Source organism: Paenibacillus sp. FSL R5-0470, from assembly GCF_037975205.1.
In the GTDB taxonomy this organism is placed as follows: Bacteria; Bacillota; Bacilli; order Paenibacillales; family Paenibacillaceae; genus Paenibacillus_AQ.
Genome location: NZ_CP150238.1, coordinates 3,196,780 through 3,219,052, shown reverse-complemented (window position 1 = coordinate 3,219,052; position 22,273 = coordinate 3,196,780). Strand labels below are relative to the sequence as shown.

Sequence of the window (22,273 nt, the reverse complement as noted above, 5' to 3'; positions counted from 1 at the left end):
AATATTGCTATAAATAGCTCCTAAGCTGTTTGAGTCCCTCACGCAGCCAAGTCTTAATGGTACCTTCTGGTCTTTTTAGCACTTTGGCAATTTCGGAAGTGGTCATGTCATGGTAGTATTTAAGCGTTACTACATGCCTATATCTAGGCTTTATCCGATTCATCGCACGTTCCAGGTCAATTCGGTCATTACTCTTCATTTCCTGTGCCGCTTCCTCCACCATCTTCTCCGCTACAATCACACGCTTTTTGCGCCGTAGCTCATCCATGCAGCAATTAATCGTTATTCGGATCAGCCAAGGTGTGAAGGACTGTTCATCCTTTAATTTTTTGCGTTTCATCCATGCCCTGCATGAAGCTTCTTGGATCACTTCCAGCGTGTCTGCCTCTGTTCGCAGATAACTGTAGGCAATAGCGTACATTTTTCGATGCTCCACATACAAACGACTAAAAAAAGCTTCTTCATCCATTTGCGCAAAATCTACCATTCTGACTTCATCCATTGTGTTTTCCACCTTCCACCACCCCCTCTATCTTCTATCAGGAAGATGCATCCACCTCATATATCTATAAGTAAGACGGAGTTGAACGTAAAAACGATTGATTTTTTTCAAATTCATTTCATATGTAGTAAAATAGTAACGTTAAGTACAACCTTTAGAGCATTTTGTGAAAAGAGGTGGATCAGTGCTAAAAGCTGACAGACAGGCGTATATCCTAAAAAAAGTAGAGACTGAAGGCCGCGTCGTTGTCCAAGAATTAACACAGGAATTAAATGTAACAGAAGATACCATACGAAAAGATTTACAAAGCTTATCGAAGCTGGGACTTCTCAAACGAATTCATGGTGGTGCTCATAGCCTTATTAGTGACATGAAAGATTTCAATTCACGTGTAGAATTTAATAGCCAGACCAAAGCTAACTTAGCTAAACGAGCTTGTACGCTTATTCAGAATGCAAAGGTTATTTTTATTGATGGCGGGTCCACAAATTTAAAAGTAGCTGAGAACATCCCTGAGCATTTTGATGGAAGAATTATTACCAACTCCCCCTCAATTGCGTTATCGCTATGCCGATTGTCCAAAGCTAGTATAACCTTGTTAGGTGGCGACCTCGATAAAAAGAACCAAGTGTTATTCGGAGCCGCAACGCTTAGAGCGATACAGCAAATCCATTTGGATCTAACAATCCTTGGCGTATCCACGCTGGATTCAAAGGTGGGCATAACTGTTCCCTCTTATGAGGAATCCATTATTAAGAATCAACTTTTTGAACAATCTTCCATGGTTATCGCCATAGCTACGAAAGAAAAGCTGGAGAAAATATCCACTTTTTTTGTAGCCAAGGTATCCGCGTTAGACTATTTAATCACTGAAGGTACAGTAGACAATAAAATTGTTGATACATATAACAAACTCGGCGTTAACGTAATTACAGTATAGATACTTTCTAAATTTGTACAAAAAAAGATGAACACCTTTGAAGCTTGTGCTCATCTTTCATTTAAAAAGCTCTCAATAGCCTCATAAGAATCTTGATTATGTTGCTTATTACTGATCGTTTTTGAAGTAATCTCAATAAATTGAGCGTTTGGGATATATTCTGAGAGTAATCGTCCGTAGGCGTATGGATGAATTGGATCAAGTTGACTAGCAAGGATCAATGTGGGCAGCTTTAAGTTCTTCCAAGCCTCACGATCATGATTAGGACAATCCATTGGCAGCTTCACAAACTTCATCGAGGTTTCTTTTACATAAGGATATTTAAACTGCCCTAATAGGGATTCAGCCGCATAAGTAGATATTGAATTTATGGATTTATAGACCTCTGAATTTTCGTATCTATTTTGAGCGGTCAGAGGATCTGTATCCTGCAGTACATCATGAATTTTGGCGTAGGCTTCACGAACCAACTTCTCTTGCGGTTTATCTTCCCAAGCTGGACGTGACAGAATAAGCTTCTTAACGCTATCCGGATATCTCAATGCCAAATGTAGCGACACCCCAGCACCTGTGGAAATGCCTCCAATATTAAATGGACGAATATGAAGGTGTTTCGTTAAAGCCATCACATCTTCGGCGAATTGTTTAAAAGAAAAATCATCCGCATGTCCAAACGCCACAGTCTTTCCATGACCTCTAAAATCTAGTGAGATCCTTCGTATGTGATCTGTTTGCTTCATTAAACCGAAAGTTTGATTAACGTCACCGCCCAAACCATGAAGAAAAATAAAAGGCTCTCCATCCCCTCCATCATCTTCATAAATAAATCGAATGTGCTCGTAGGTAAAGTAAGGCATATTCTCCCCTCCTTTACAAAGGACCAGAAACGTCACTTAGATAAATCGTATTTCCGGTCTTCACCGATTCTTCAACAGCGAGCATCGCTCTCATCGTAGCAATCCCATCTTCAATCGTTGCACCTACACCTGGCTTATTATGCAGAATTGAATCAGCAAAACCTTCAATCTGCAATCTATAAAAATGACCATCTGCTCCAAGCGGTCTATGGTAGCTGTTATCACTAGCTTTGAAAATTTCTACATCGCTTGATTTTAATGTCCACGGGTTGTATGTCTTTCCTACTACTGATCCGAATTCACCATAAATTTGGAATCCTTCATGCCAATCCATCCGAACCGCAATGGTCAAATCCAATTGAGCTACAAAGCCGCTTTCAAACTCCGCAGTAATAAACCAACAATAGGCACCGAACTTTTGCGTATTCCATGCTTTCACACTTACAATATTTCCACCTAGATATCTTGCGGTATCGAACAAATGGCTTCCATGACCTAAAATATAATAGCGTTCCTTGTTCGCTTTTGGATCTCCAGCAGGTCTCTTTATATTTTCACCGGATATAATCACTGGCTGAACATTCTCAGTAACGGTATATCGATAGGTGGAATCACAATACCAAGCTTTTAGGCCAATAATCTCACCCATTTCATGATCCACAAACTCTTTAGCTGCTACTATACCGGGGTCAAATCTCTTCATATTCCCCACTTGCACTTTGAGATCGGTACGATCCACAAGCTCTTTTAATTCTTCCACTTCTTCGATGGATACACCTAGAGGCTTTTCTACCAAGATATGTTTACCTGCACGCACGGCTTGTTTAGCTGCCTCCACATGAAATTGATCGGCAATCCCAATAACTACAGCATGTACGCTCGAGTCCGCCAGCATTTGTTCATAATCCGTATATATCTTGTCAGGTTCATAGATAGCATTCATTCTTTGGAGCAAGTATTCATCTACATCGCATATTGCATAAAGGTGAGCATTACGTGAACGCCTTATAGAGTCAAAATGCGCCGCTTGTGAAATCTGACCGCAACCTAATACGCCGATGTTCAACAATTTATTTTCCTTGTTCATATTCATGTCCTCCTATTCTAGTTAAAGAAATTCAAAGCATGTTCTACATCGCCCTCAGCTAACCCATGCATAATAACAGGACCGTCATAAACCTTACTTAATTCATTTAGATATTCCTTTAAGGGCAAGTTTCCTTTACCCACCGGTGCAAAAGTGATCTTCTCTTCGGTTACAAAAGCATCTTTGCAATGCGCAATGGCAATGTGCTCCTTCAGCGCTGTTAGCGTTTTTGAAATCTTACCTAAGAGGTCCTTATGATCCTGTGGGGTTACTAGATTTGCTGCATCATACAAAACCTTAAGATAGGGTGTGTCTAGATCTTGTAATAGTCTCAAAGCATCTTCTGCCGTACTCACCACATTGGCTTGTTCAGGTTCAAATATTAACGTTACTTGGTTGTCTTCTGCAATTTTCAGCATCCACGCAAGACTTTCATGCAATAGTGACCATGCCCTCACTGTATGATTGTCAGGATGAGAACTCCAGAAATCTTCTTGGTTCAAACTACCCGTAGAAATCGAAACATACGGAACAGCTAATGCAGCTGCAGCCTCAACTACATTTTTAAAACGCTGCTGATTTTCAACTTTCTTCTCCTCATTTAGCTCTAGCGTATTAAACGTTCCTGAGATCACAGCAATGCTAACTCCACTGTTCATTACTGCTTCTCTGATTTGATGGATGGTCTCCTGACTAATCTCTTTAGGCAAGCTTTCCAGTCCTACATTAGCAAAATTGAATTGAACGCTACTCATGCCTTGCGCTTTGATTTTGTGTAAGGCGATCTCCAGTTCATAGTTCAAGTATACTTTCGAGAAAATTCCTAGCTTCACAAGTTACACCTCCTTTATCTATTTTCAACTTCATCATACACGTAATTTCGATTATAAACAATAAAATTCAATTATCAAAAAGAACTAATGATCTGCATAAAAATATAAAAAAGTGCTGGCAATAATGCCAACACTCTACAAACAATTATCGATTTCGATTAATCATGTAATTCAATAAATGCTTCAGAAAAGCAATATTACGAGGGATCTCCTTTAACGCTTCCATAGCGAGACAGTAGTGTTCCCACATCTCTTTTCTTGCGCCGTCAGCACCAAGGATAGATACAAACGTTGAATTGTTATTCTCCACATCCTGACCTATCGGCTTACCTAGTAAATGATGATCTCCTTCCAAATCGAGCAAATCATCTTTAATCTGAAAGGCAATCCCCGCATGATAGGCAAATTTTTTCAAAGCCAGAACTTCAGTTTTCTTAACCTGAGCCAGAATCGCTGGCATCACTAGTGAAGCTTCAAATGCAATTCCGGTCTTATAAAAGCAAATCATATTTAATTGCTCTAGCGTCAATGCTTTTCCCTTAGAATTCAGATCCATTGCCTGACCCATACATGTATCTTCTGCTTTTTGGGCTGAATATTGCATCAAGGCTAGCACTGCTTTTGCATCAAAAGAATGAAGTGACGCCTGTTCCTCGATCGACTTCTGAATCAGAAATAGTCCGGTTAATTCCGCCGTTGAACTAGTATACATTTCGTGTAGAGTTGCACGACCTCTTCGGGTTGAAGCATTATCCTGGGATGGAAGATCATCGAAGATTAGAGAAGCGGTATGCATATATTCCAAAGATCTTAGAAGCGGCACAATTGCGGATGCATCTAGACCATATTCGTTAACACCCATGACCCAAGTCAATATAGGTCTTATCCGCTTGCCGTCGCCTGCTAGACTATAATTAGCCGCATCAATAAGCAACTCTTTCATTTCTGGCGTCCCGTCTGGCTTGGCTATCAGCAATTGTTTATTGATTTGATCGCGAACCTTTTGGATCGTATCTCGAAATTCCACTTTTTCCTTCTTGCTGTTTTTTAGATTCAAAAGCAACTGATCCCGAAGCAGTTTATCGAAAAAATCCACATCGTCCACTTTCTGCACCATCTGCTGGACAAGCCGATTAAATGCTGGTTGACCAGAAGCAAAAATCTCCATGATCTCTTTATACTTCTCATTTCCTACACGTTCTTTACATCGCTTGAGTCCATTAATGGCGCGATCTAATATTACTTCACGGGTTTTAGGATCAGAGCGATACACAGTGTGTATTAAATGGGAAATGACCGTCCAGTATAATTCAAAAGGATTGATCAGATCTGTACGTTGACTACGGTATTTTAAATAATAAGTATAGGGGGTTACCGCTCCCGCTTTCATATCGTCAAACATATCCGCAAAATCATCAGCCAGCTGATTATATAACCCATAGAAAAAGGTACGTTGATCAAATCCGTCATCTGCTGGAGCACTAATTACGGATCGGACAATTAAACGGGAAGAAGAGGATTTTAAAATGATGGGTATGAAAAGCTCTTCATTGCTGTATTCAGAGTTAGAAAGATTCTTCATACGATCCAATTCCTGAGAATGGAAAAATACAAAAGACTGCTCGAAAAATGCATCCTGCATTTCTTCCCGCTGATATCCTCTAATATACTCAAAAGCCTCCTTGAGCTCCGAATGTACAAATCGAATGAACGGCATGTTCTCTCCGGACCATTCACCCAATTCCGGTACAACTCTATTAAGGATCGCAGTGCGTATCATATGAGAATACTGTTCTTTCTCTTGGTCGGTTAAGACACTGGAATCAAGGAGATCATCAATGAATGGATAAGTTAAGCCATATGAATAACCAAGTCTAATGGCTTCACCAATCCTCTTAGATCGCTCCACAGGTGGTACGTCATCGTCCATCTCTTCCATCACATGGAGTATCACCCCAATAATGATCTTGATTAATTTACGCTGCGCTTGCTCAGGATTCATTTCCTTCGGAAGATGTGCTGATACCCGCTTAAGTTTGTCTATCACCCAAATCGTGGCCGTTTCAACGCCTTCCTTCTGAGCCCAACGGTAAATCCCGGTGAAATTCATGAAATCTGACTGATCCTCCGAACTTGTGGAGCCTGGAAGAATCATCTGATTTCTAATGTCGGCAACCATACGCTTAATCCGGAGCTGTGTATTCGGCGAATCTAAAGCTTGCCCCAGATCCCTCATATAAAGATAGGAAACACTTCGATCCAAATAATCATCCAATTTACCGGTCTGATTCAGCCATCCTAGATATCTATGATAATCCTGAGAATCAGGTTTCCTCTTGCCTCTTGATAAAAAGGACAACCATGAACGGCGATGAATATGGTTCTTCTTCCACAATTGAAAATCTTCAATCAAGGTAGACACATAAGTTTTTTCTTTGAACTGTTCACGAAGAGATGCAAAATACTGAGCTGCCTTCTGCTCAGCGATCGAATATCCTGTATCGGCGTAATCTGTAAATTTTTCATTCATAGGTGATGACCTCAACTTCTCTTTTTGTTAACATGACCCATTAGGGAAGAACAGAATTTCTTCCTGAATGAAATGTTCATCAGTTAATACGGTCAAAACTCTTTTGGGTTACGAAAAAGAAGCTTGACTAATCAAGCTTCTTTCAAAATAACTATACACAAATTATTCTATTTAGATTAATCTGCATTATGCTCCTTTACTTGGATCTTTAGCGAGAGTGTCAATCCTAATTCCTTTTGTATATATGCTAAATCTGTTATCTGCTCGATATGATAAACGCCGCCTGGAAATGGAGAATCATAGAGGAGCTTTGATACTGCTGCTGTCACTTTTGCAGTGATGAGGGATTGATTCTTTCCTTGCAATATTAAATCAGCATGCATTGGCTTCCCCTCTCGATTTCTTCCACGAGCCTCAACCTTGATAGCGAACTGGTCGCTCCCAATATGCAGCCGCTCCATAGCACGAACCATCCACCTGTTCACCCAGCTTGTCTTTAACAAACGAACGGCTCCTGTTTTTTTGGCTATAGCCAGCATTTTAGTAACGAAAACTGAGTCCAGACAAAATCGTGTGGAGATGGACGATGCTTTGAGCGTTCGGGCAAGCGTCTGTTGATCTGAGAATGGGAAACGATAGGCATGGCGATTCCCTAAATAGTCACCAAAGTGATATGACTTTCTATCGGTGAAGCTCTCTACCTCTACCTGACGATTCTTCTGCTTAACTTCAAACTTTTCTCCTAAACTATTCACTGTCCATTCGATCGCCGCCTTACCATGAGAATCACCAAGTCCGAGCATAATCGCGATTTCGATTTCCTCCGTCTGTTCTATCAGTCTTTCCGCTTCAAGAGCCATTAGATTGGTTATACCGGGTGCAAGCCCTACACTAAGAACGGCACTAGATCCATGTCGTGCAGCCTCTTCGTATAACGCCTCAATTTGAGATAAAAACGGACCGCTCGCTGATACATCCACATAATACGTACCGCTAAGAAAGCAGGCTTTTACAAAATCCGTATTCGTTTGATCCAAACACATAATGATTAGCTTCACTTGATCTAGTAAATGTGGAGGTATCGGCTTATTAATATCTAACTGTAACGGCTTGATCCTGCCGTGAGTAGATTGACTGAACCTCTCTGCTTTTTCAAGACTTCTCCCTGCAGCAAATACTTTACCTGGATACTTCTTCTCTAATATTTCACATATGGTACACCCTACATGTCCATAACCACCAACGACAACAATATCTTCTTTTTCCTGCATTATTATCACCGCATCCTATATAATAGAGTTGATTAAGAATCATTCTCAATTATACGGATTTCGCTTCCGTTCACTATCCCACAAATGTGGGAGTTGATATAATCCATTAAGGACTAGAGGGCTACTCAATGAAAACCAATAAACAATTCATTCTAATAAAGAAACAAATCGTTAAACTAGGTATGGTTACTGATTCATCTCACAACTACCGTACTTCCTTGCTGACTCTTTTACGTGAAGCAGTTCCCTTTGATGCTGCCTGCTGTACTCATGTTGATCCACAGACATTGCTTTCGACAGGTGCGGTTACTGAAGACAATGTAGAATCCATTCATCCCCACTTGTTCCAGATCGAATACGGTCAGGATGATGTTAACACCTATGAGCAAATGGTTCATAACAAACTCCTCGTCGCTACAATATATGAGGCGACCAAGCAGAAACCCGAGCGGAGTACACGCTATCGAAAGGTATTGTCTCCTGCAGGTTTTGGGGATGAACTACGTGCAGTCCTTATTCTTGGCGAATCTTGTTGGGGATATTTGACGCTGTACAGGAATGCAGATCAATCGAAATTCTTACAAGAGGAATGTGATTGGATCACCTCGCTCATCCCTCTGATTGCAGCTAGAATGCGGGCTTTCAGTCTTGAGCTTCCAGAAAGAGATGAGACTTGGCTTGAAGATCATTACGATTCCGGCATTGCAGTTTTATCTGATGACTTAGCTCTTCTTTCCTCCAATCCCGCAGCGGATCGCTGGATAGACAAACTTCGATCATTGGAAATGATCGAGGCTCATGTTCTGCCTCGTCCAATCCGTGCTGTAAGCACGCAAGCGTTAAATAGCCCTTTCGAATCAGTGGGGATAACTAAGGCATGCATTCGTATGACTGAGGGGCCCTATTTAGTCGTGCGAGCAAGTCGTCTTCAGACTAGCAACGGTCAGAAACAGGTTGCCATTTCATTCGAACCCGCGCGTCCTGCTGACATGCTCCCCATCATTGCTGAAGCGTATGGTTTGACAGAACGTGAGCAGCAGCTATTACATGGTGTAATTCGAGGATTATCCACTAAAGAATTGGCTTCCGCACTACATATTTCTGCATACACCGTCCAAGATCATTTAAAATCTATTTTTAGCAAATCAGGTGTCAGCAGCCGTAGAGAACTTATTTGGTATTTGCATTCACGCTACAATATTGCTCAAGCTTGAGTAATACGAGATAAAGGATATACAAGTTGTATGTCCTTCTCTGTAATTAATCCTTCATATAACGAATGATTATGGTCTGCACCTACAATACACAAGATTCTTTTCTCTGAGTGGCCTTTTATGGCGTTTTTGATTCGTTGAATCATTATAAGATGTCTACACAACCATCTGAACTGATGTGCTTGCGGATTGATTCGTTCTAACCATTCATACTTCTGTCTTGTAATAGTGTCATATTCTAATGAATTAAAGGGAATTGCACTTGAATCCACTGTTGAAAGCTGTCTTTGAAACCATTGCTCTAACTCATATTCCAATTCTTTTCTCTGATCTTCTTTATAGCTATTAAAAGGATCAAAATCTGTCCAAACATCCAATTCAACCCAATCAATAGGGACAAATTCATAATTCTCTTCTTTACACAAAGGGAAAATGAGATCCCAATATTCACTTGCAGGTTCTCCCCAATATCCACGGTAATTACTGTCCTTCTTATAATGTTCCCAACTACTAGGAAGGACTTCTCCACAAATAATATCTGGATTAAACTCTAAAATTAAATCTTTTATGAACTCTAAAGAAAAATGATATTTTTGCCTAAGTTCATCATCGTGAACCACTCCTAAAATACCTACAATTGACACGAAAAATCCTCCTATCTTTAACTAATTCCATTATTATCTAATTTTACAATCGTCAAACTTGATAATATTACAATAGGAATATAATGTAAATCATTATTTTAAAAAAATAGACTGAGCACCTATGGAATAGAGGGCTCAATCTGTTTAAATGTAACATTTCACTAGTGCATTCGTTAATATTACAAAACAACCATCCTTTAATGCGAAGCCGTATACTCTCCCAATTCAGAAGCCGGATCAAACTTTTCCTTACTCATCACAAATGCAGCCAGTAGAGCGATAACAGACGGAATAATTGCCCAAGCAAAAGTGTGAACAAGCGATGAGGATAAACCTTCGGTAATCTTATCCAGAACCTCTGTAGGAATTTTTGCCCGGGTATCCGGAGTCAAAATTGTATTTGGATCGCTTAGATTGACACCTTCGGGTGCCGCACCTCCGCCACTGAACATGGATGCTAATTTATTCGAAAACACATGACTTTGGATAATACCGAAGACTGTTATGCCGAGTGTCATTCCCAGCTCCCTTGTAAAACTAAGTGTCGAACTTGCAGAACCCCGCTGTCTTGCACTAAATCCATGAATCGCTGCATTGCTTAGAACAGAGAACGACGAACCTATTCCAAGACCTACTAGAAACATGAAGATGGTGACCATGAACCTTGAAGAATCAGGTGTTAATGTGGTTAGCAAAGAGATACCTAAAACAAGCAGTACTAATGACGATATCATGATGGTACGATAATTGAACTTCGAGAGTAAGAATCCGCCGCCCGCAGCAGTAATTACGGAACCGACCATCATAGGAAGTAGCACAAGCCCCGAATTCGTTGCTGAGCCGCCAATTACCCCTTGAATGTAGATTGGAATGTACACCGAGGCTGTAATGAATGCTGCTCCGCTAAATATAGCCATAACATTACTCGTAGAATAGAGACGATTCTTGAACATGCCGAAAGTAATGATGGGTTCTTCTGCACGACGTTCGATAAAAATAAACCCTACGATAAACACTACAAAAGCTAAAAATAATCCCACAATCATAGCAGAGTCCCAAGCATATTTTTTTCCACCAAGCTCAATCGCAAACATGAGACACAGGATTGAAGCTACAAGTGTAAACGCACCTAGGTAATCGATCTTTTCCTTGGAGTGCTCGACAGACTCTTTATAGAAGAAAGTTATCAAAAAGAAGGCAATAACACCTATAGGTAAGTTGATATAAAAGATCCAAGACCAATGCACATAATCCGCTATATAAGCGCCAATAAGAGGTCCAAAAATACTTGATATACCATAGGCTGCTCCGAATAATCCACCGATCTTCCCCCGTTTTTCCGGAGCAACCACATCGAACATGATGGTGAACGCAATCGGAACGAGTGCCCCTCCACCAATACCCTGAATCGCACGATAAATACTCAGCTGAACTATAGAGTTTGCGGTACCACATAAAGCAGATCCGATCATAAATACAATAATTCCGAAAATAAAGAAACGCTTGCGGCCATACATATCCGATAATTTTCCGAAAATCGGCATTCCTGCCATCTCAGCTATCATATAAGCAGAAGTCACCCACATCAGTTTGTCAAAACCGCCAAGATCCCCTACGATTGTTCCCATTGCAGTTGCTAATATAGTGTTATCCATGGATGCCATAAGTGTGGCCAGTAATAGAGCCGCTATTATAATCCCTACATTATTTTTCTTCTCCAAGTTCTTTACCATTCTCTTTTGTTCCCTCCACTTTTCCTTAATTTCGAATTTAATCTTATCGTTATAAGATCGCACACCAACCTCTCTCTAAACTTCTTGATGCATTACCTTTTGCAAAACTTTAATAATTCCGATAAAATGAATTCAATTAATCGCACGTTCATCGAGTATCTTTATTGACAAATATCTCGATAATCAAGATATCAACATTTTAAAAGGAGGGCTCTCTTTTGTCAAGAGATCGACACAATCAAGTGAAAAATCAGCAAGAAGACTTCACCTTGCGTATGCGAGGTCTAGGAAGTCGAACGATACTATATCAGCAAAATGTGGCAGCATCACTTGGGTTATATAATAATGATTATCTATCCATAGATATCCTCCATGAAAGAGGTCCCATCACCGCTGGTGAACTGTCCAAACTAACCGGACTGGCTACAGGCAGTGTTACGGCGTTAATTGATCGACTTGAAAATAACGGTTTTGTTCGCAGACAAAATGACCCCAGTGACCGTCGTAAGGTAATTATTGTCCCTTTGTATGAAAATAATGAGGTCGGGAATGCCTACCTTCCCCTGCATGCCGAGATGCTTAAATTAGCTTCCACCTACTCGGATGAAGAGCTTGAACTTATTACACAATTTGTTGGCAAAGCAAGTGCGGTTCTGGAAGAGCAAATTCATCGTCTAAGCTCCGCAACAAACAATAATTCTTCCTCTTAAGCCTTAATAATTCATCAAAAAAGGACAATACCCATTGTCTAATTACAATGGGTATTGTCCTTTTTTTCCTCACATTATTCGAATGTTACTTCATATCTATGGAAATAGATAGATTTCCATTGGATTCAATTAAAGAAATTTTGGCATTATCCGTCTGCCATACCCTACGAAAGTTTGTACCTTCGCCTTCTTTTTCTATATCTGCTGTGTTACCTTCACTCTTAGTCGTAAGCTCTCCAAGCTGTTGCGTTATCTCTTGCGTTAATTTTTCCTTGGTAGCTTCTTCAAAATGAATCGTCTCTCCAATCACTTTTCCAGTGTGATCATAGGAGACCTGAAGATTTGCTTCGTGATTCACAATCTTCTCGTTATATTCGCGGGATAAAAGAGTAGAATTCGTACCTTCATTACGATTAGGTGCGCCTTTGCCAAGAGCTTGGACAACTTGAGCATCCTCTTTTCCAATCAAAGTGGCAAGTTCCTCAAGGCTAAATCTTTCCTCAGCTCCACTTGGCACAACCGTTGGAGGTGGTAGCTGGGATTTATCTGCTACTGGTCTTGAGCATGCACTAAGTGCAAGGACCGTAAGCAGTAGCAAACAAGTTTGTTTTAATATCTTCATGGGTTTCATTCCCTTCATTGCTAGCTCTTGATGTATTTTTCACAATTTATTGAATGATTATGTATTGCTGGAGCCAAATTCGTCCAAAAAAGACGATATCCCATGAAGTCAAATGACTTTGAGATACCGTCCTACATCATGAATCTTGCAATTAAAGGGAAGCTGAGGATTGGCTAACCCAAGCCACTAATTGAGCCGTATCCACTGTATCCCCTTTTCGTAGTTTCAGTGTTTTTCTCTCCGGAGGGCCCTCGAATATCCCTTCTGGAAACTCAAGCTCATTCGTATTAAAAATAACAAAGCTTACTGCATCTTTCGAAGTTGAAATAGCTGCTGCGTACTTACCATTTTTCAAAAAATGAGGCTTCTTATACTGAATTCGTTCCTGTACATCTGGGATTGCTTGGTGAACAACCTCACGAAGATTAGTAGATAACTCCACCTGCCATGGTTCTTTTAATGCTTCAATAAAATCGATGACTTCTTGATTCATATTTTATCTCTCCTTTATGTACGTACCGGTTTAAAATAATATTGAATTAACTACGATGTTCCTAAGTTACACGCTGCCGCCCGATTCAGCAAAAGAATCCTTTCACGTTCATTCCCAGTCAAGGATGCGGCACGTTCAAACTCTGTACGAGCCTCATCATATCGACCCAGCTTCAGCAGAAGATCACCACGAACGCTGGGCAGCAGATGATATTCCCTCATAGATGGTTCAGTATTTAGCTCATCCACAATTTGCAGTCCAAAGGTTGGGCCGAACGCCATGGATATGGCGACCGCTCGGTTTAATTCGACAATTGGCGAAGGCATGACTCTCGAGAGCGCTTCGTACAGTGCAGAAATACGGATCCAGTCTGTCTCTGCTGCAGTAGTCGCCTGTGCATGACAAGCAGAAATCGCAGCCTGAAGCGAGTAAGGTCCCGGCGGACGACCAAGCTTTCGGTTACGCTCTAAAGCAGCCAGGCCACGACGGATCAGTAATTGATCCCACTGTGCCCGGTTTTGATCCATTAGTAGAATAGGTTCCCCTTTGCTATTAACCCTTGTCCTAAAACGCGAGGATTGAATCTCCATAAGGGCGACCAGTCCATGAACCTCAGGTTCATAAGGGTTAATCTCAGCTAGTACCCGTCCTAATCTCAGCGCCTCCTGGCATAACAGCGGACGGATCCAATCCACTCCAGAGGTTGCAGAATATCCTTCATTAAACATTAGGTAAAGGACTTCAAGCACCGTAGACAAACGGTCTTTAAGCTCTTCTTGAACGGGTACCTCAAAAGGAACCTTGTTAGCACTTAGGGTTCTCTTCGCCCGAACAATTCGCTGAGCAATCGTTGATTCGGCGACTAGAAAAGAACGTGCGATTTCATCTGTCGTCAATCCACATAACAGTCGAAGGGTCAGGGCTACTCTGGCATCTTGTGACAACACCGGATGACAGGTCATAAAGATCAGACGAAGGAGATCGTCACTGATCTCCTCATCTAACGCATCATCTATGTCTACCTCAGTGTATAAATCCATGCTATGTGCAACCTCTACGTATTTCTGATCTCGAAGCTTGGTCCTGCGAATAAGATCAATCGCACGCCGTTTCGCGGTGGTCATCAGCCAAGCACCTGGATGATCTGGAATCCCCGTCTCTGGCCATCGATTAAGGGCAATTACTAATGCGTCCTGAGCAAGATCTTCTGCGAGACCTACGTCCCGTACCATGCGCGTTAAACCCGCAATGATTTTTGCCGATTCCATTCGCCATATTGTATCAATCGTTCGATGCGTATGGGAGAAACTCACGTTTGCTTCTGCTCCTCAACCTGTTTACGAAGTGCTGCTTCTTTCGCCAATGTTTCGGGATCGTCCATTAATTCCCCCGGCTCGAATACCTGCCTTAACTCAATCTCTCCTTGGCCAAATCCATGAGGGTCCGGCATACGTAAAGCCCATTCAATGGCTTCTTCTCTTGATTTGACCTCAATCAGCGTATATCCAGCGATCATTTCTTTAGCTTCTGTAAACGGACCATCCATAACTTTCGGTTTGCCGCCAGCTTCCGGATATGAAATTCGAATACCACTGGAACTCGGTTGCAATCCATCGCCTGCCAGCAACACACCTGCTTTCACCAATTCCTCATTATACTTCTGCATAGCATCAATCAGTTCTTGACTAGGCATAATTCCCGCCTCTGAATCTGTGGTAGCTTTAACAATCATCATAAATCTCATAGGTGTATCCCTCCTATTTTTAATTTCCCATAAAGAATGCAGTAAGTTCAGTTGAAATGATCCTTGTATTGAGTTTCTTCGTATGACCGAGCCCCTTTTTACTTAATAGTTTCGCATTAGGTAGTACTTTAGCTATTTCCTGAGCACCATACCGTAAGCCAACAGGACTCTCCGTTCCTTCGAGGACCAGCGTTGGAATGGTAACTGCGCTCCACAATGTGGCAGGAAGTGGCTTTCCGTCCATATACCCATCCAATAAAACAGCATCATAGGGAAGAGTGTGCGCTACAGCCATTAGGTTAGACCATACACTTGGCATTAAGCGCATCAATTTAACAACAAACGCAGGTGCTCCCATACCTTTAGTCATAAAATACTTAATTGCCTCAGATCGGCGATTTGTAGCAATAAGCTCAGTAACATTCATTACGAAATCTAGAGGCGGTTTAGGATCCGAAGCATCGACAACAAATGGAGGCTCATGCAGAGCTAATTTTGTAATATTTGCTCCATCCGCTGCTGCCTGTAGAGCAAGAACTGCTCCAGAAGACAATCCCCAGACATATGCCGATCCTCCGGCCGCATTAATTATAGCCTGCAGATCTTCGATCTCACGAGCTATTGCGTATGGCTGAGTGTCTCCGCTATCGCCACGACCTCGTCGATCGTAATTGAAGACTGTGAAATTCTCAGACAACAGATCAGCTAGCTGTACCTGACTTGGGAATTTTCGGTAACTAAATGCACCTGTCACTAATATAAGTGCTGGCCCTTGACCCATTTTGTCATAGGCAATCTTAGTTCCGTCCATTGAAGTTACTAAATGCATTTCATCTCTCCTTCGCTTTAACGTCTGATATCCGGACTTCTATTTAAACGACGAACGGAAGATGATGAAATCGACACATTCCTAAAAATTTATTTCTTATGAGATAAATACTATATCCTACCATTTATTTCTTGTTCATCAAGTCAATATCCTTCTCTGAAGTTTTAAATTTTTACTATCCACAATATAAGAAAAAAGGGAAAAGTTCCGAAGAACTCCTCCCTCACACTAACGCTTAATGAATCGTCAGATTAAAACCGCTCTGAATATAATTCAGGTTGGGGTTAGCGATATTCGTAGTCGTCAGGTTGTTAAACGTTGCTGAACCATTGCCTGTGTAGGTATAGATTGCCGAACCCTGATGTGGCCCAGAGAAACGTGAAGTAGTAATACCATCAAGCCCAGTACCATTAATATTGATGTTGTTAAACACGATATTCTCAAATCCACCACCATAACCGAACTGGATTGCATCGCGTTGTGTATTGATGATATCGATGTTGGTAAAGGTGACGTTCTTGATGGCATCATTCGATGCCTCTAAATCGATGGCTCCACGTTCTCCACCATACAGATCTTTACTGGTACCACTTGTGATAATCGTAGTATCTGAGAAAACAATGCCCGCATTATTCTGGAAATGGTAACCAGGGAAAACGGTGTTCATACGAATACCAGAACCACCTACAGTGTCGATGATGTAGTTGTGATCTGCCTTATGACCGCCGCCTCCAAAGAATGCTATGGCTGCTGCACGCCAGTTATTCTCAATCGTGTTGTAGGAGAATGTGTTATTTACACCCGCCGGAGCACCATTGGTGTTACTAGTCCATACTGCAAGACCATCGTCACCGTTATTTCTTACGTTGGTGTTTCGAACAATCGAATTGCTAGTGCCTTGGGAGTAGTTGATACCATCGGCAAGATTGTTCCGAATCCGGCTGTTTTCAACCACAAGCCCACTGGCATAAATAGCAGGTGTATGAGCATAGTCGCCTACCCACATGCCACATTCAAAATGTTCTACCCAGACATCATGGATAATTGAATTTGTACCAAAGTTATCCATAAATCCTTTGTAAATTGCATTTTGTCCATAACGGGATCGCAAATTCGAATTCATGTAAACATTACTAAAATCTAGCTTGCCGCTAATACGGAGTGAAATACCGCCTCCCGCCGCATTAGGATTAGTAAACTGGAGGTTCGTATGCCAGATTCCAGCACCTGTCACCGTAAAGTTGTTAATCATATTGCTGGCAGAACCAATTTCCCACATGCTGCTAAGATTAAATGTTCCGGCAGGAATATACATGCTCTTACCGCCTGCAACAGCTGCATTCACCGTTGCTTTAAAAGCTGCAAGGTCATCCTGACCATCATTTGCTACAGCACCATAATCTGTCACTGACACGGAGTTCGCCGGACGAGCGACTGCAGTAGGAACGGGTTCGATTTCGAGGAAATCAACACCATACTCCAAGCTATCTCCATTGTTCTTCTGAATACGGATGATATCTCCAGGCTGGAGAGGAGTATCCAATTTCCAGTGGACTTCGTCAAATCGGAAGAGCGGACGCCCAGCACTAGGAGTATCACCAGGCATATCGCCCGAGAAATACTGCCAGCTGTAGTAGGATGTCAACGATAACGTTTTGACTTTTACTCCATTCACATACACGTCAAGTGAACCATTCAGTCCCATACCATCCGAAGAGTCAGGCATAGTAAATCTCATAGTCACACCCGCGCCGCCTTGTCCTTGTCTGACTGTCCATCCCACATTCGAGCCGTTTGATGGAAGGGCTACATAACGCTGACCAGATGCTTCTGAAGCAATTAGTGCTTGATCAAACGTAGGTGCTGATTTCAACGTAGCTCTACCACCGAGAGTAGCATCTTCGGTATCATACCGACTATAAGGCATGCTTGCACCACGTAGAGCATAGACCACCAGATTCGTTGTGCTTATATTGTTTGATTGCTTCGCTGTTAACTCATTAGCATCCACTTCAACAGTAGTGGTTACAGTGTAATTACCGTTGACTGCTGTCCATGTCCCTGGAATCGTGACGTTAACGGAAGCTCCAGCAGCAAGGGTCCCGGAATAGGATCCATTAAATGTTTGAATCGTGGTACCCGCTGAGTTTTTAAGAGCTACAGTAACACCATGAGAACCGCTTGCAGAAGCAATGGTTCCTTGATTCTTGAGATTTACGGTAAAAGCTACTGTACTATTAGCCACTGGATTACTTGGTGTCCAGGTAGTCACACCAACTAAGTCAGAGCTGGAGACTGGAGCGATAACAAGAGATGCCCCGTTCGTATAGCTGTTATTCCCTTCGTTCTGCTCGATAATCACATTGTTCTCATCTACTTTAGCGCTGAGAGCATAGGTCGCAGCGGTTTTGGCTCCAGCGTTTAATGTCATTGAGGCTGTTGTTGATGCGCCTGCAGTTAATAAACCTACTGGAGCAGATCCAACGAGCTCATTGTTTAAGTAAAAGTTGACAGTGGTTGCTGCGGAGCTAGCATTACCGTTGTTCTTAACAACTGCATTTAATGTAATTGCACTTGTCTCGACAGGAGTAGTAGGTGACCAGGACATACCCGTTATCATTAGATCAGGGTTCGCCCCTGGTGTACCGAATACTTGAAACTCCGCGATTTGCCCAGCAGGGGCACCAGAGTTCGAAGTGATATTCAACTGCAGACGTTTAACCGTTGCCGTAACCGGGATGGTTACTGTGTTGCCCGAAGCTGGATTAAACGTATACGATTGAGCCGATACCAAATTACCGAAGGTAGTCGTGTCTTGATTGTGACCGAGCACCTGAATCGTTTGTGTGCGAGTACTCCATGCAGAGGCTGGATTCAGCTTCAAAACGATTGACGTAATATTGTGGTTCGCCCCTAAGTCGAGGGTGAGCGAACTTGGATTGCTGCCACCTTCCCAGTACGTGCTTGTGTCATTATCGTTCGCATTTGTTGCTACGAACGTTTGTGTACTGGAAGAAGCGGTAATCGTCTTGCCGACAGCAATATTACTCCCAGGAGCAGGTGTTGGTGTTGGTGTTGGTGTCGGCGTTGCTGTTGGTGTGACCGTCGGTGTTGGTGTGATTGTTGGCGTTGGTGTTGGTGTTGGCGTTGGTGTTGGTATTGGTGTTGCTGACGGTGTTGGTGTGGCTGTCGGTGTCGGAGCAGGTGTTGCAGGTGGTGTTGTTGTCGTCGACGCTACAGTGATTTGGTCAAGGTTAACATTGCCAGAATCACCAGCATCATATTTATATGCGATGGTGTTGTTACCCGCATTTAGATTAAGAACTTCTACTTTAGTGCTCCATGAATCCCAATTTGGTAAGTTAGATAATGAGGTCTGGCCAATTTTAGCACCATTGACGTAGACACTTATTGTCTTTGCACTGCCACTTGCATTGGCGTATTTCAATGTCACCTCACGACTACCTGCTGCTGGCACGTTAACCGTGAATGTCGTTGTTGCACCTTGTGTCAAATATCCATCCACGAAGCCCGCGCCGGAGTAACCGGCATGATCCGTGTTCACTTTAGCTCCTCCAGACAGTGAAGCAAATTCAGCTTCATAAGTGCCGGAAGGCGATGGAGTTGGAGTAGGAATAGGGCCACTAGCGCCGTAAATCTCGAATTCAGAGAGCTGAGCTGCCGGCCAACCTGTGTTGCTCGTTACATTCAGACGAACATAACGCGTACTGGTTGAGGCAAAGTCGATGGTAACACTGTTCCCTGCCACTGATGGATTGAATTCATAATTTGCAGAACCTACAATATTCGTGAATGTCGAACCGTTTGTGCTACCTTGAACAGCCAATGTTTGCGTCCGCATCTCCCAACCAGAAGGGAGCTTTAGAACGATTTGATCAATATTCGTATTTGCACCTAAATCGACTTGAATCCATTGCGGGAATGCATTATTCGTACTTTCCCAATACGTGCTTTGATTACTGTCTTTAACATTGTCAGGACTATAAGTTTGTGATTGACCGCTCGCAGTTACATTTTTGCCGAGTGTCAGGTTTGGTCCTCCGGAGGCTGAAACAAAATTAAGTGGGCCCGCAGCCAAGAATAAACTTGAAATCAGCATGGATACTACCAGCGACCATACAACATACTTGTTACGCATTTTAATTTTAATCCTCCTTAAATATGTTAGATTCTCAAAAATTCACGAACCTATCAAAGTGCTCAAATGGTAGCGTTTTCAATAGAGATCATCCAGAGCACATTAAAAAGAACCACACCCTCCCTTCACTTTCAGACACACTCATTATAGATAAATAGTAGCTCAAACTATAAGATGTAATTCTACGGAAAAGGTAAGTGATACCATTATCGCGAAACTATGCGATTTATGGAATCTATGACATCCGTTTAAAAATAAAAAAAGAGCCTGATTTATCAGGCCCGTACTTTGTCTTCACCTTTGGCAGGAGAGTTTAATAATACCACTCCTCCTACTATTAATACTATGCCGGCAAAAGTAAGAATACCAAATGGATCTCCCCACACGACAATACCCACAATTGCAGTTAGAACAGTACCTACACCCGACCAAATCGCATAAGCTAAGCTTAACGGTAATTCTCTAAGGCTTATGGATAAACTATAAAAAGCAATAATAAAACCAATAATAACCCCTATAGAAGGGAGTAATTGCGTGAATCCTTCTGACATTTTCAACATTGTAGTCCCTACGACTTCGCTAGCAATCGCTATACTTAGAGCAATATATCCTACATTTCTTTTCATGCTGCAGCCTCCAAATTCTAATGAGCCCCACCTGAGAGCTTCATAATGATTACACCACCAATAATAAGTAGTAGACCTAGTAATTTCTTACGATTAAAGTTCTCTTTATAAATAACTACGCCAATTATAGCTGTCAAAGCTGTGCCCACCCCTGACCAAATCGCATAAGCTGTACCTAATGGAATTGTTTTTAACGCTAAAGAAAGACTATAAAATGCTAAGCCCATACCAATGATCACGCCAATGGATGGGAATACCCTTTTAAACCCGTTAGACACTTTTAGCATTGAACTGCCAAATACCTCACAGATGATCGCTGTTGCAAGTAATACATATGAATTCAAAGATAACCTCTCCTTACTTCGTCATATTTATCAATTCTTGAATGACTTTCGTGCGTAATTCATCATCTAACACACCTAATCCGAACATTTCGGAATACCATAACCCATCTGCTGCCAACCTAATGATAGTGGAGCGTACAGGATCAATGCCATCGTTCTCTATGTTTTGTTGCCATGTTGCATATTGACTTTGAAATTTGTTAAGAATATCTGGATTTGTGAAAAGAGCAGCGAGAAGCGCGGTACCAATCTCTTTGCCCTCTTTAATATCATCATCCATGGCTTTAGTAATAGCACGACTCCACTTCCCTTTTTCAACCGTTTCGCTCATTGCTCTATCTTGAACATTGGTAAAAAAATGGTTCGTTAGATCTTCGACCATCCCTATGATCAAAGCTTCTTTATTTGGAAAATGGTGCAGTAGCCCGCCCTTACTGACCCCGGCTTCTTTAGCCACAGCTTCAAGCGTAAGCTTCTCTACTCCATTATTTTTAACAACTGTGGAAGCCGCCAATAAAATAGTTTTACGTTTAGAATTACTGTTCACATTGATCACCCCTGATATTTACTATACCGTCTGGACGGTTTTATTGTCAAATAAAAAATAAGCCTGCTAATCCAGGCTTACTAAACCATAATTAAATTAACTCTTTAATATACCAAGCATCACATGCGAAATGCTCTGAGCCAGCTAATGGGGCATCTAAAAGTTCGAAGCCGTTTTTCATATAAAAACGGTTAGCCGCATGCATGTTCTGTAATGTCTCCAAATAACATTTATTGTAATGAAGCTTGGCAAAATCCAGCGCCGTATTTAGGAGTTCAGAAGCTATCCCATTACCTCTAACGGACGGAGATAAGTACATTTTTTGCAACTCACATATGTCGCCCTCATTGCCGAAAGGCGCAATGCCACACCCGCCCAATATATTTCCATCTTCTTCCACAACCCAATAAGCCTGATTATCGCTTTGATTGTAGTACTCATATAAATGATGCAGGCTGTCATCTTCCCACGCAAGCCCTGCCCTATTCCCGCCAAACTCAATCAGACAGCTCCTAATAATCTGTTCAATCGCACGATTATCGTTCTTATATATTCTTCTGATGTTCATGATCAATCTGTCCCCTAACT

At 41.8% G+C, this 22,273-nt stretch carries 21 protein-coding genes; 3 read left to right on the top strand and 18 right to left on the bottom strand.

All coding sequences use genetic code 11. The annotated features are described in order from the left end of the window. Window positions 1-7: 7 nt before the first annotated feature. Window positions 8-502: a sigma-70 family RNA polymerase sigma factor gene (locus MKY99_RS14235; protein WP_339271200.1), complete on the bottom strand. Its 495-nt coding sequence runs from the start codon at window positions 500-502 to the stop codon at window positions 8-10. A gap of 184 nt (window positions 503-686) precedes the next feature. Between MKY99_RS14235 and MKY99_RS14230 the strand changes: the two genes are divergently transcribed. Beyond that, window positions 687-1,442 (top strand): DeoR/GlpR family DNA-binding transcription regulator, encoded by a 756-nt coding sequence (locus MKY99_RS14230; RefSeq protein WP_339271198.1) that lies wholly within the window; start codon window positions 687-689, stop codon window positions 1,440-1,442. 50 nt (window positions 1,443-1,492) lie between these two features. Here the strand turns inward: MKY99_RS14230 and MKY99_RS14225 are convergent, their stop codons facing one another. The 5 genes from MKY99_RS14225 to MKY99_RS14205 form a co-directional block, all read right to left on the bottom strand. Beyond that, window positions 1,493-2,299, bottom strand: coding sequence for an alpha/beta hydrolase (locus tag MKY99_RS14225; protein WP_339271196.1), 807 nt, complete (start codon window positions 2,297-2,299; stop codon window positions 1,493-1,495). A 13-nt stretch (window positions 2,300-2,312) separates the two neighbouring features. Further along, the gene (locus MKY99_RS14220; protein WP_339271194.1) at window positions 2,313-3,386 is read right to left on the bottom strand and encodes a Gfo/Idh/MocA family oxidoreductase; all 1,074 of its coding nucleotides are present in this window, start codon (window positions 3,384-3,386) and stop codon (window positions 2,313-2,315) included. A gap of 17 nt (window positions 3,387-3,403) precedes the next feature. Continuing rightward, complete coding sequence (locus tag MKY99_RS14215) at window positions 3,404-4,219, bottom strand: sugar phosphate isomerase/epimerase (protein WP_339271192.1); 816 nt, start codon at window positions 4,217-4,219, stop codon at window positions 3,404-3,406. A gap of 145 nt (window positions 4,220-4,364) precedes the next feature. After that, window positions 4,365-6,749 carry a polyprenyl synthetase family protein gene (locus MKY99_RS14210; protein ID WP_339271190.1) on the bottom strand — a complete coding sequence of 795 codons (2,385 nt, stop codon included), beginning with the start codon at window positions 6,747-6,749 and terminating at the stop codon, window positions 4,365-4,367. A gap of 176 nt (window positions 6,750-6,925) precedes the next feature. Further along, window positions 6,926-8,020, bottom strand: coding sequence for a saccharopine dehydrogenase NADP-binding domain-containing protein (locus MKY99_RS14205; RefSeq protein ID WP_339271188.1), 1,095 nt, complete (start codon window positions 8,018-8,020; stop codon window positions 6,926-6,928). 128 nt (window positions 8,021-8,148) lie between these two features. Here MKY99_RS14205 and MKY99_RS14200 point away from each other — a divergent pair, with 128 nt between their 5' ends. Next, entirely contained in the window at window positions 8,149-9,234 is a 1,086-nt protein-coding gene (locus tag MKY99_RS14200; RefSeq protein ID WP_339271186.1) for a helix-turn-helix transcriptional regulator, read from the top strand. Here the strand turns inward: MKY99_RS14200 and MKY99_RS14195 are convergent. After that, on the bottom strand, window positions 9,225-9,878 hold the full coding sequence (locus MKY99_RS14195; protein ID WP_339248053.1) for a hypothetical protein: 654 nt from the start codon (window positions 9,876-9,878) through the stop codon (window positions 9,225-9,227). The genes MKY99_RS14200 and MKY99_RS14195 overlap by 10 nt on opposite strands. A 197-nt stretch (window positions 9,879-10,075) precedes the next feature. Further along, window positions 10,076-11,611, bottom strand: a complete 1,536-nt coding sequence (locus MKY99_RS14190; RefSeq protein WP_339271184.1) for a DHA2 family efflux MFS transporter permease subunit — start codon at window positions 11,609-11,611, stop codon at window positions 10,076-10,078. A gap of 275 nt (window positions 11,612-11,886) precedes the next feature. Here MKY99_RS14190 and MKY99_RS14185 point away from each other — a divergent pair, with 275 nt between their 5' ends. Continuing rightward, complete coding sequence (locus tag MKY99_RS14185; protein ID WP_339271643.1) at window positions 11,887-12,321, top strand: MarR family transcriptional regulator; 435 nt, start codon at window positions 11,887-11,889, stop codon at window positions 12,319-12,321. 85 nt (window positions 12,322-12,406) lie between these two features. Here the strand turns inward: MKY99_RS14185 and MKY99_RS14180 are convergent, their stop codons facing one another. The 10 genes from MKY99_RS14180 to MKY99_RS14135 all read right to left on the bottom strand — a co-directional run bounded on the left by MKY99_RS14180 (window position 12,407) and on the right by MKY99_RS14135 (window position 22,253). Beyond that, window positions 12,407-12,943, bottom strand: a complete 537-nt coding sequence (locus MKY99_RS14180) for a hypothetical protein (protein WP_339271183.1) — start codon at window positions 12,941-12,943, stop codon at window positions 12,407-12,409. A gap of 151 nt (window positions 12,944-13,094) precedes the next feature. Next, window positions 13,095-13,436, bottom strand: coding sequence for a DUF1801 domain-containing protein (locus MKY99_RS14175; protein WP_076285765.1), 342 nt, complete (start codon window positions 13,434-13,436; stop codon window positions 13,095-13,097). 50 nt (window positions 13,437-13,486) lie between these two features. Beyond that, window positions 13,487-14,749 (bottom strand): RNA polymerase sigma factor, encoded by a 1,263-nt coding sequence (locus tag MKY99_RS14170; RefSeq protein WP_339271181.1) that lies wholly within the window; start codon window positions 14,747-14,749, stop codon window positions 13,487-13,489. Next, window positions 14,746-15,180, bottom strand: a complete 435-nt coding sequence (locus MKY99_RS14165) for a YciI family protein (protein WP_339271179.1) — start codon at window positions 15,178-15,180, stop codon at window positions 14,746-14,748. Before MKY99_RS14165 ends, MKY99_RS14170 begins: the two co-directional genes overlap by 4 nt. 19 nt (window positions 15,181-15,199) lie before the next feature. Beyond that, window positions 15,200-16,009 carry an alpha/beta hydrolase gene (locus tag MKY99_RS14160; protein ID WP_339271177.1) on the bottom strand — a complete coding sequence of 270 codons (810 nt, stop codon included), beginning with the start codon at window positions 16,007-16,009 and terminating at the stop codon, window positions 15,200-15,202. Window positions 16,010-16,244: 235 nt separating this feature from the next. Then, window positions 16,245-20,168, bottom strand: a complete 3,924-nt coding sequence (locus MKY99_RS14155; RefSeq protein WP_339271175.1) for a discoidin domain-containing protein — start codon at window positions 20,166-20,168, stop codon at window positions 16,245-16,247. A 275-nt stretch (window positions 20,169-20,443) separates the two neighbouring features. After that, window positions 20,444-20,794: a multidrug efflux SMR transporter gene (locus MKY99_RS14150; protein WP_042188045.1), complete on the bottom strand. Its 351-nt coding sequence runs from the start codon at window positions 20,792-20,794 to the stop codon at window positions 20,444-20,446. 17 nt (window positions 20,795-20,811) lie between these two features. After that, complete coding sequence (locus MKY99_RS14145) at window positions 20,812-21,138, bottom strand: multidrug efflux SMR transporter (RefSeq protein WP_339271173.1); 327 nt, start codon at window positions 21,136-21,138, stop codon at window positions 20,812-20,814. 13 nt (window positions 21,139-21,151) lie between these two features. Next, on the bottom strand, window positions 21,152-21,685 hold the full coding sequence (locus MKY99_RS14140) for a TetR/AcrR family transcriptional regulator (protein WP_052404282.1): 534 nt from the start codon (window positions 21,683-21,685) through the stop codon (window positions 21,152-21,154). Window positions 21,686-21,776: 91 nt separating this feature from the next. Beyond that, on the bottom strand, window positions 21,777-22,253 hold the full coding sequence (locus MKY99_RS14135; RefSeq protein ID WP_339271170.1) for a GNAT family N-acetyltransferase: 477 nt from the start codon (window positions 22,251-22,253) through the stop codon (window positions 21,777-21,779). Window positions 22,254-22,273: the final 20 nt, after the last annotated feature.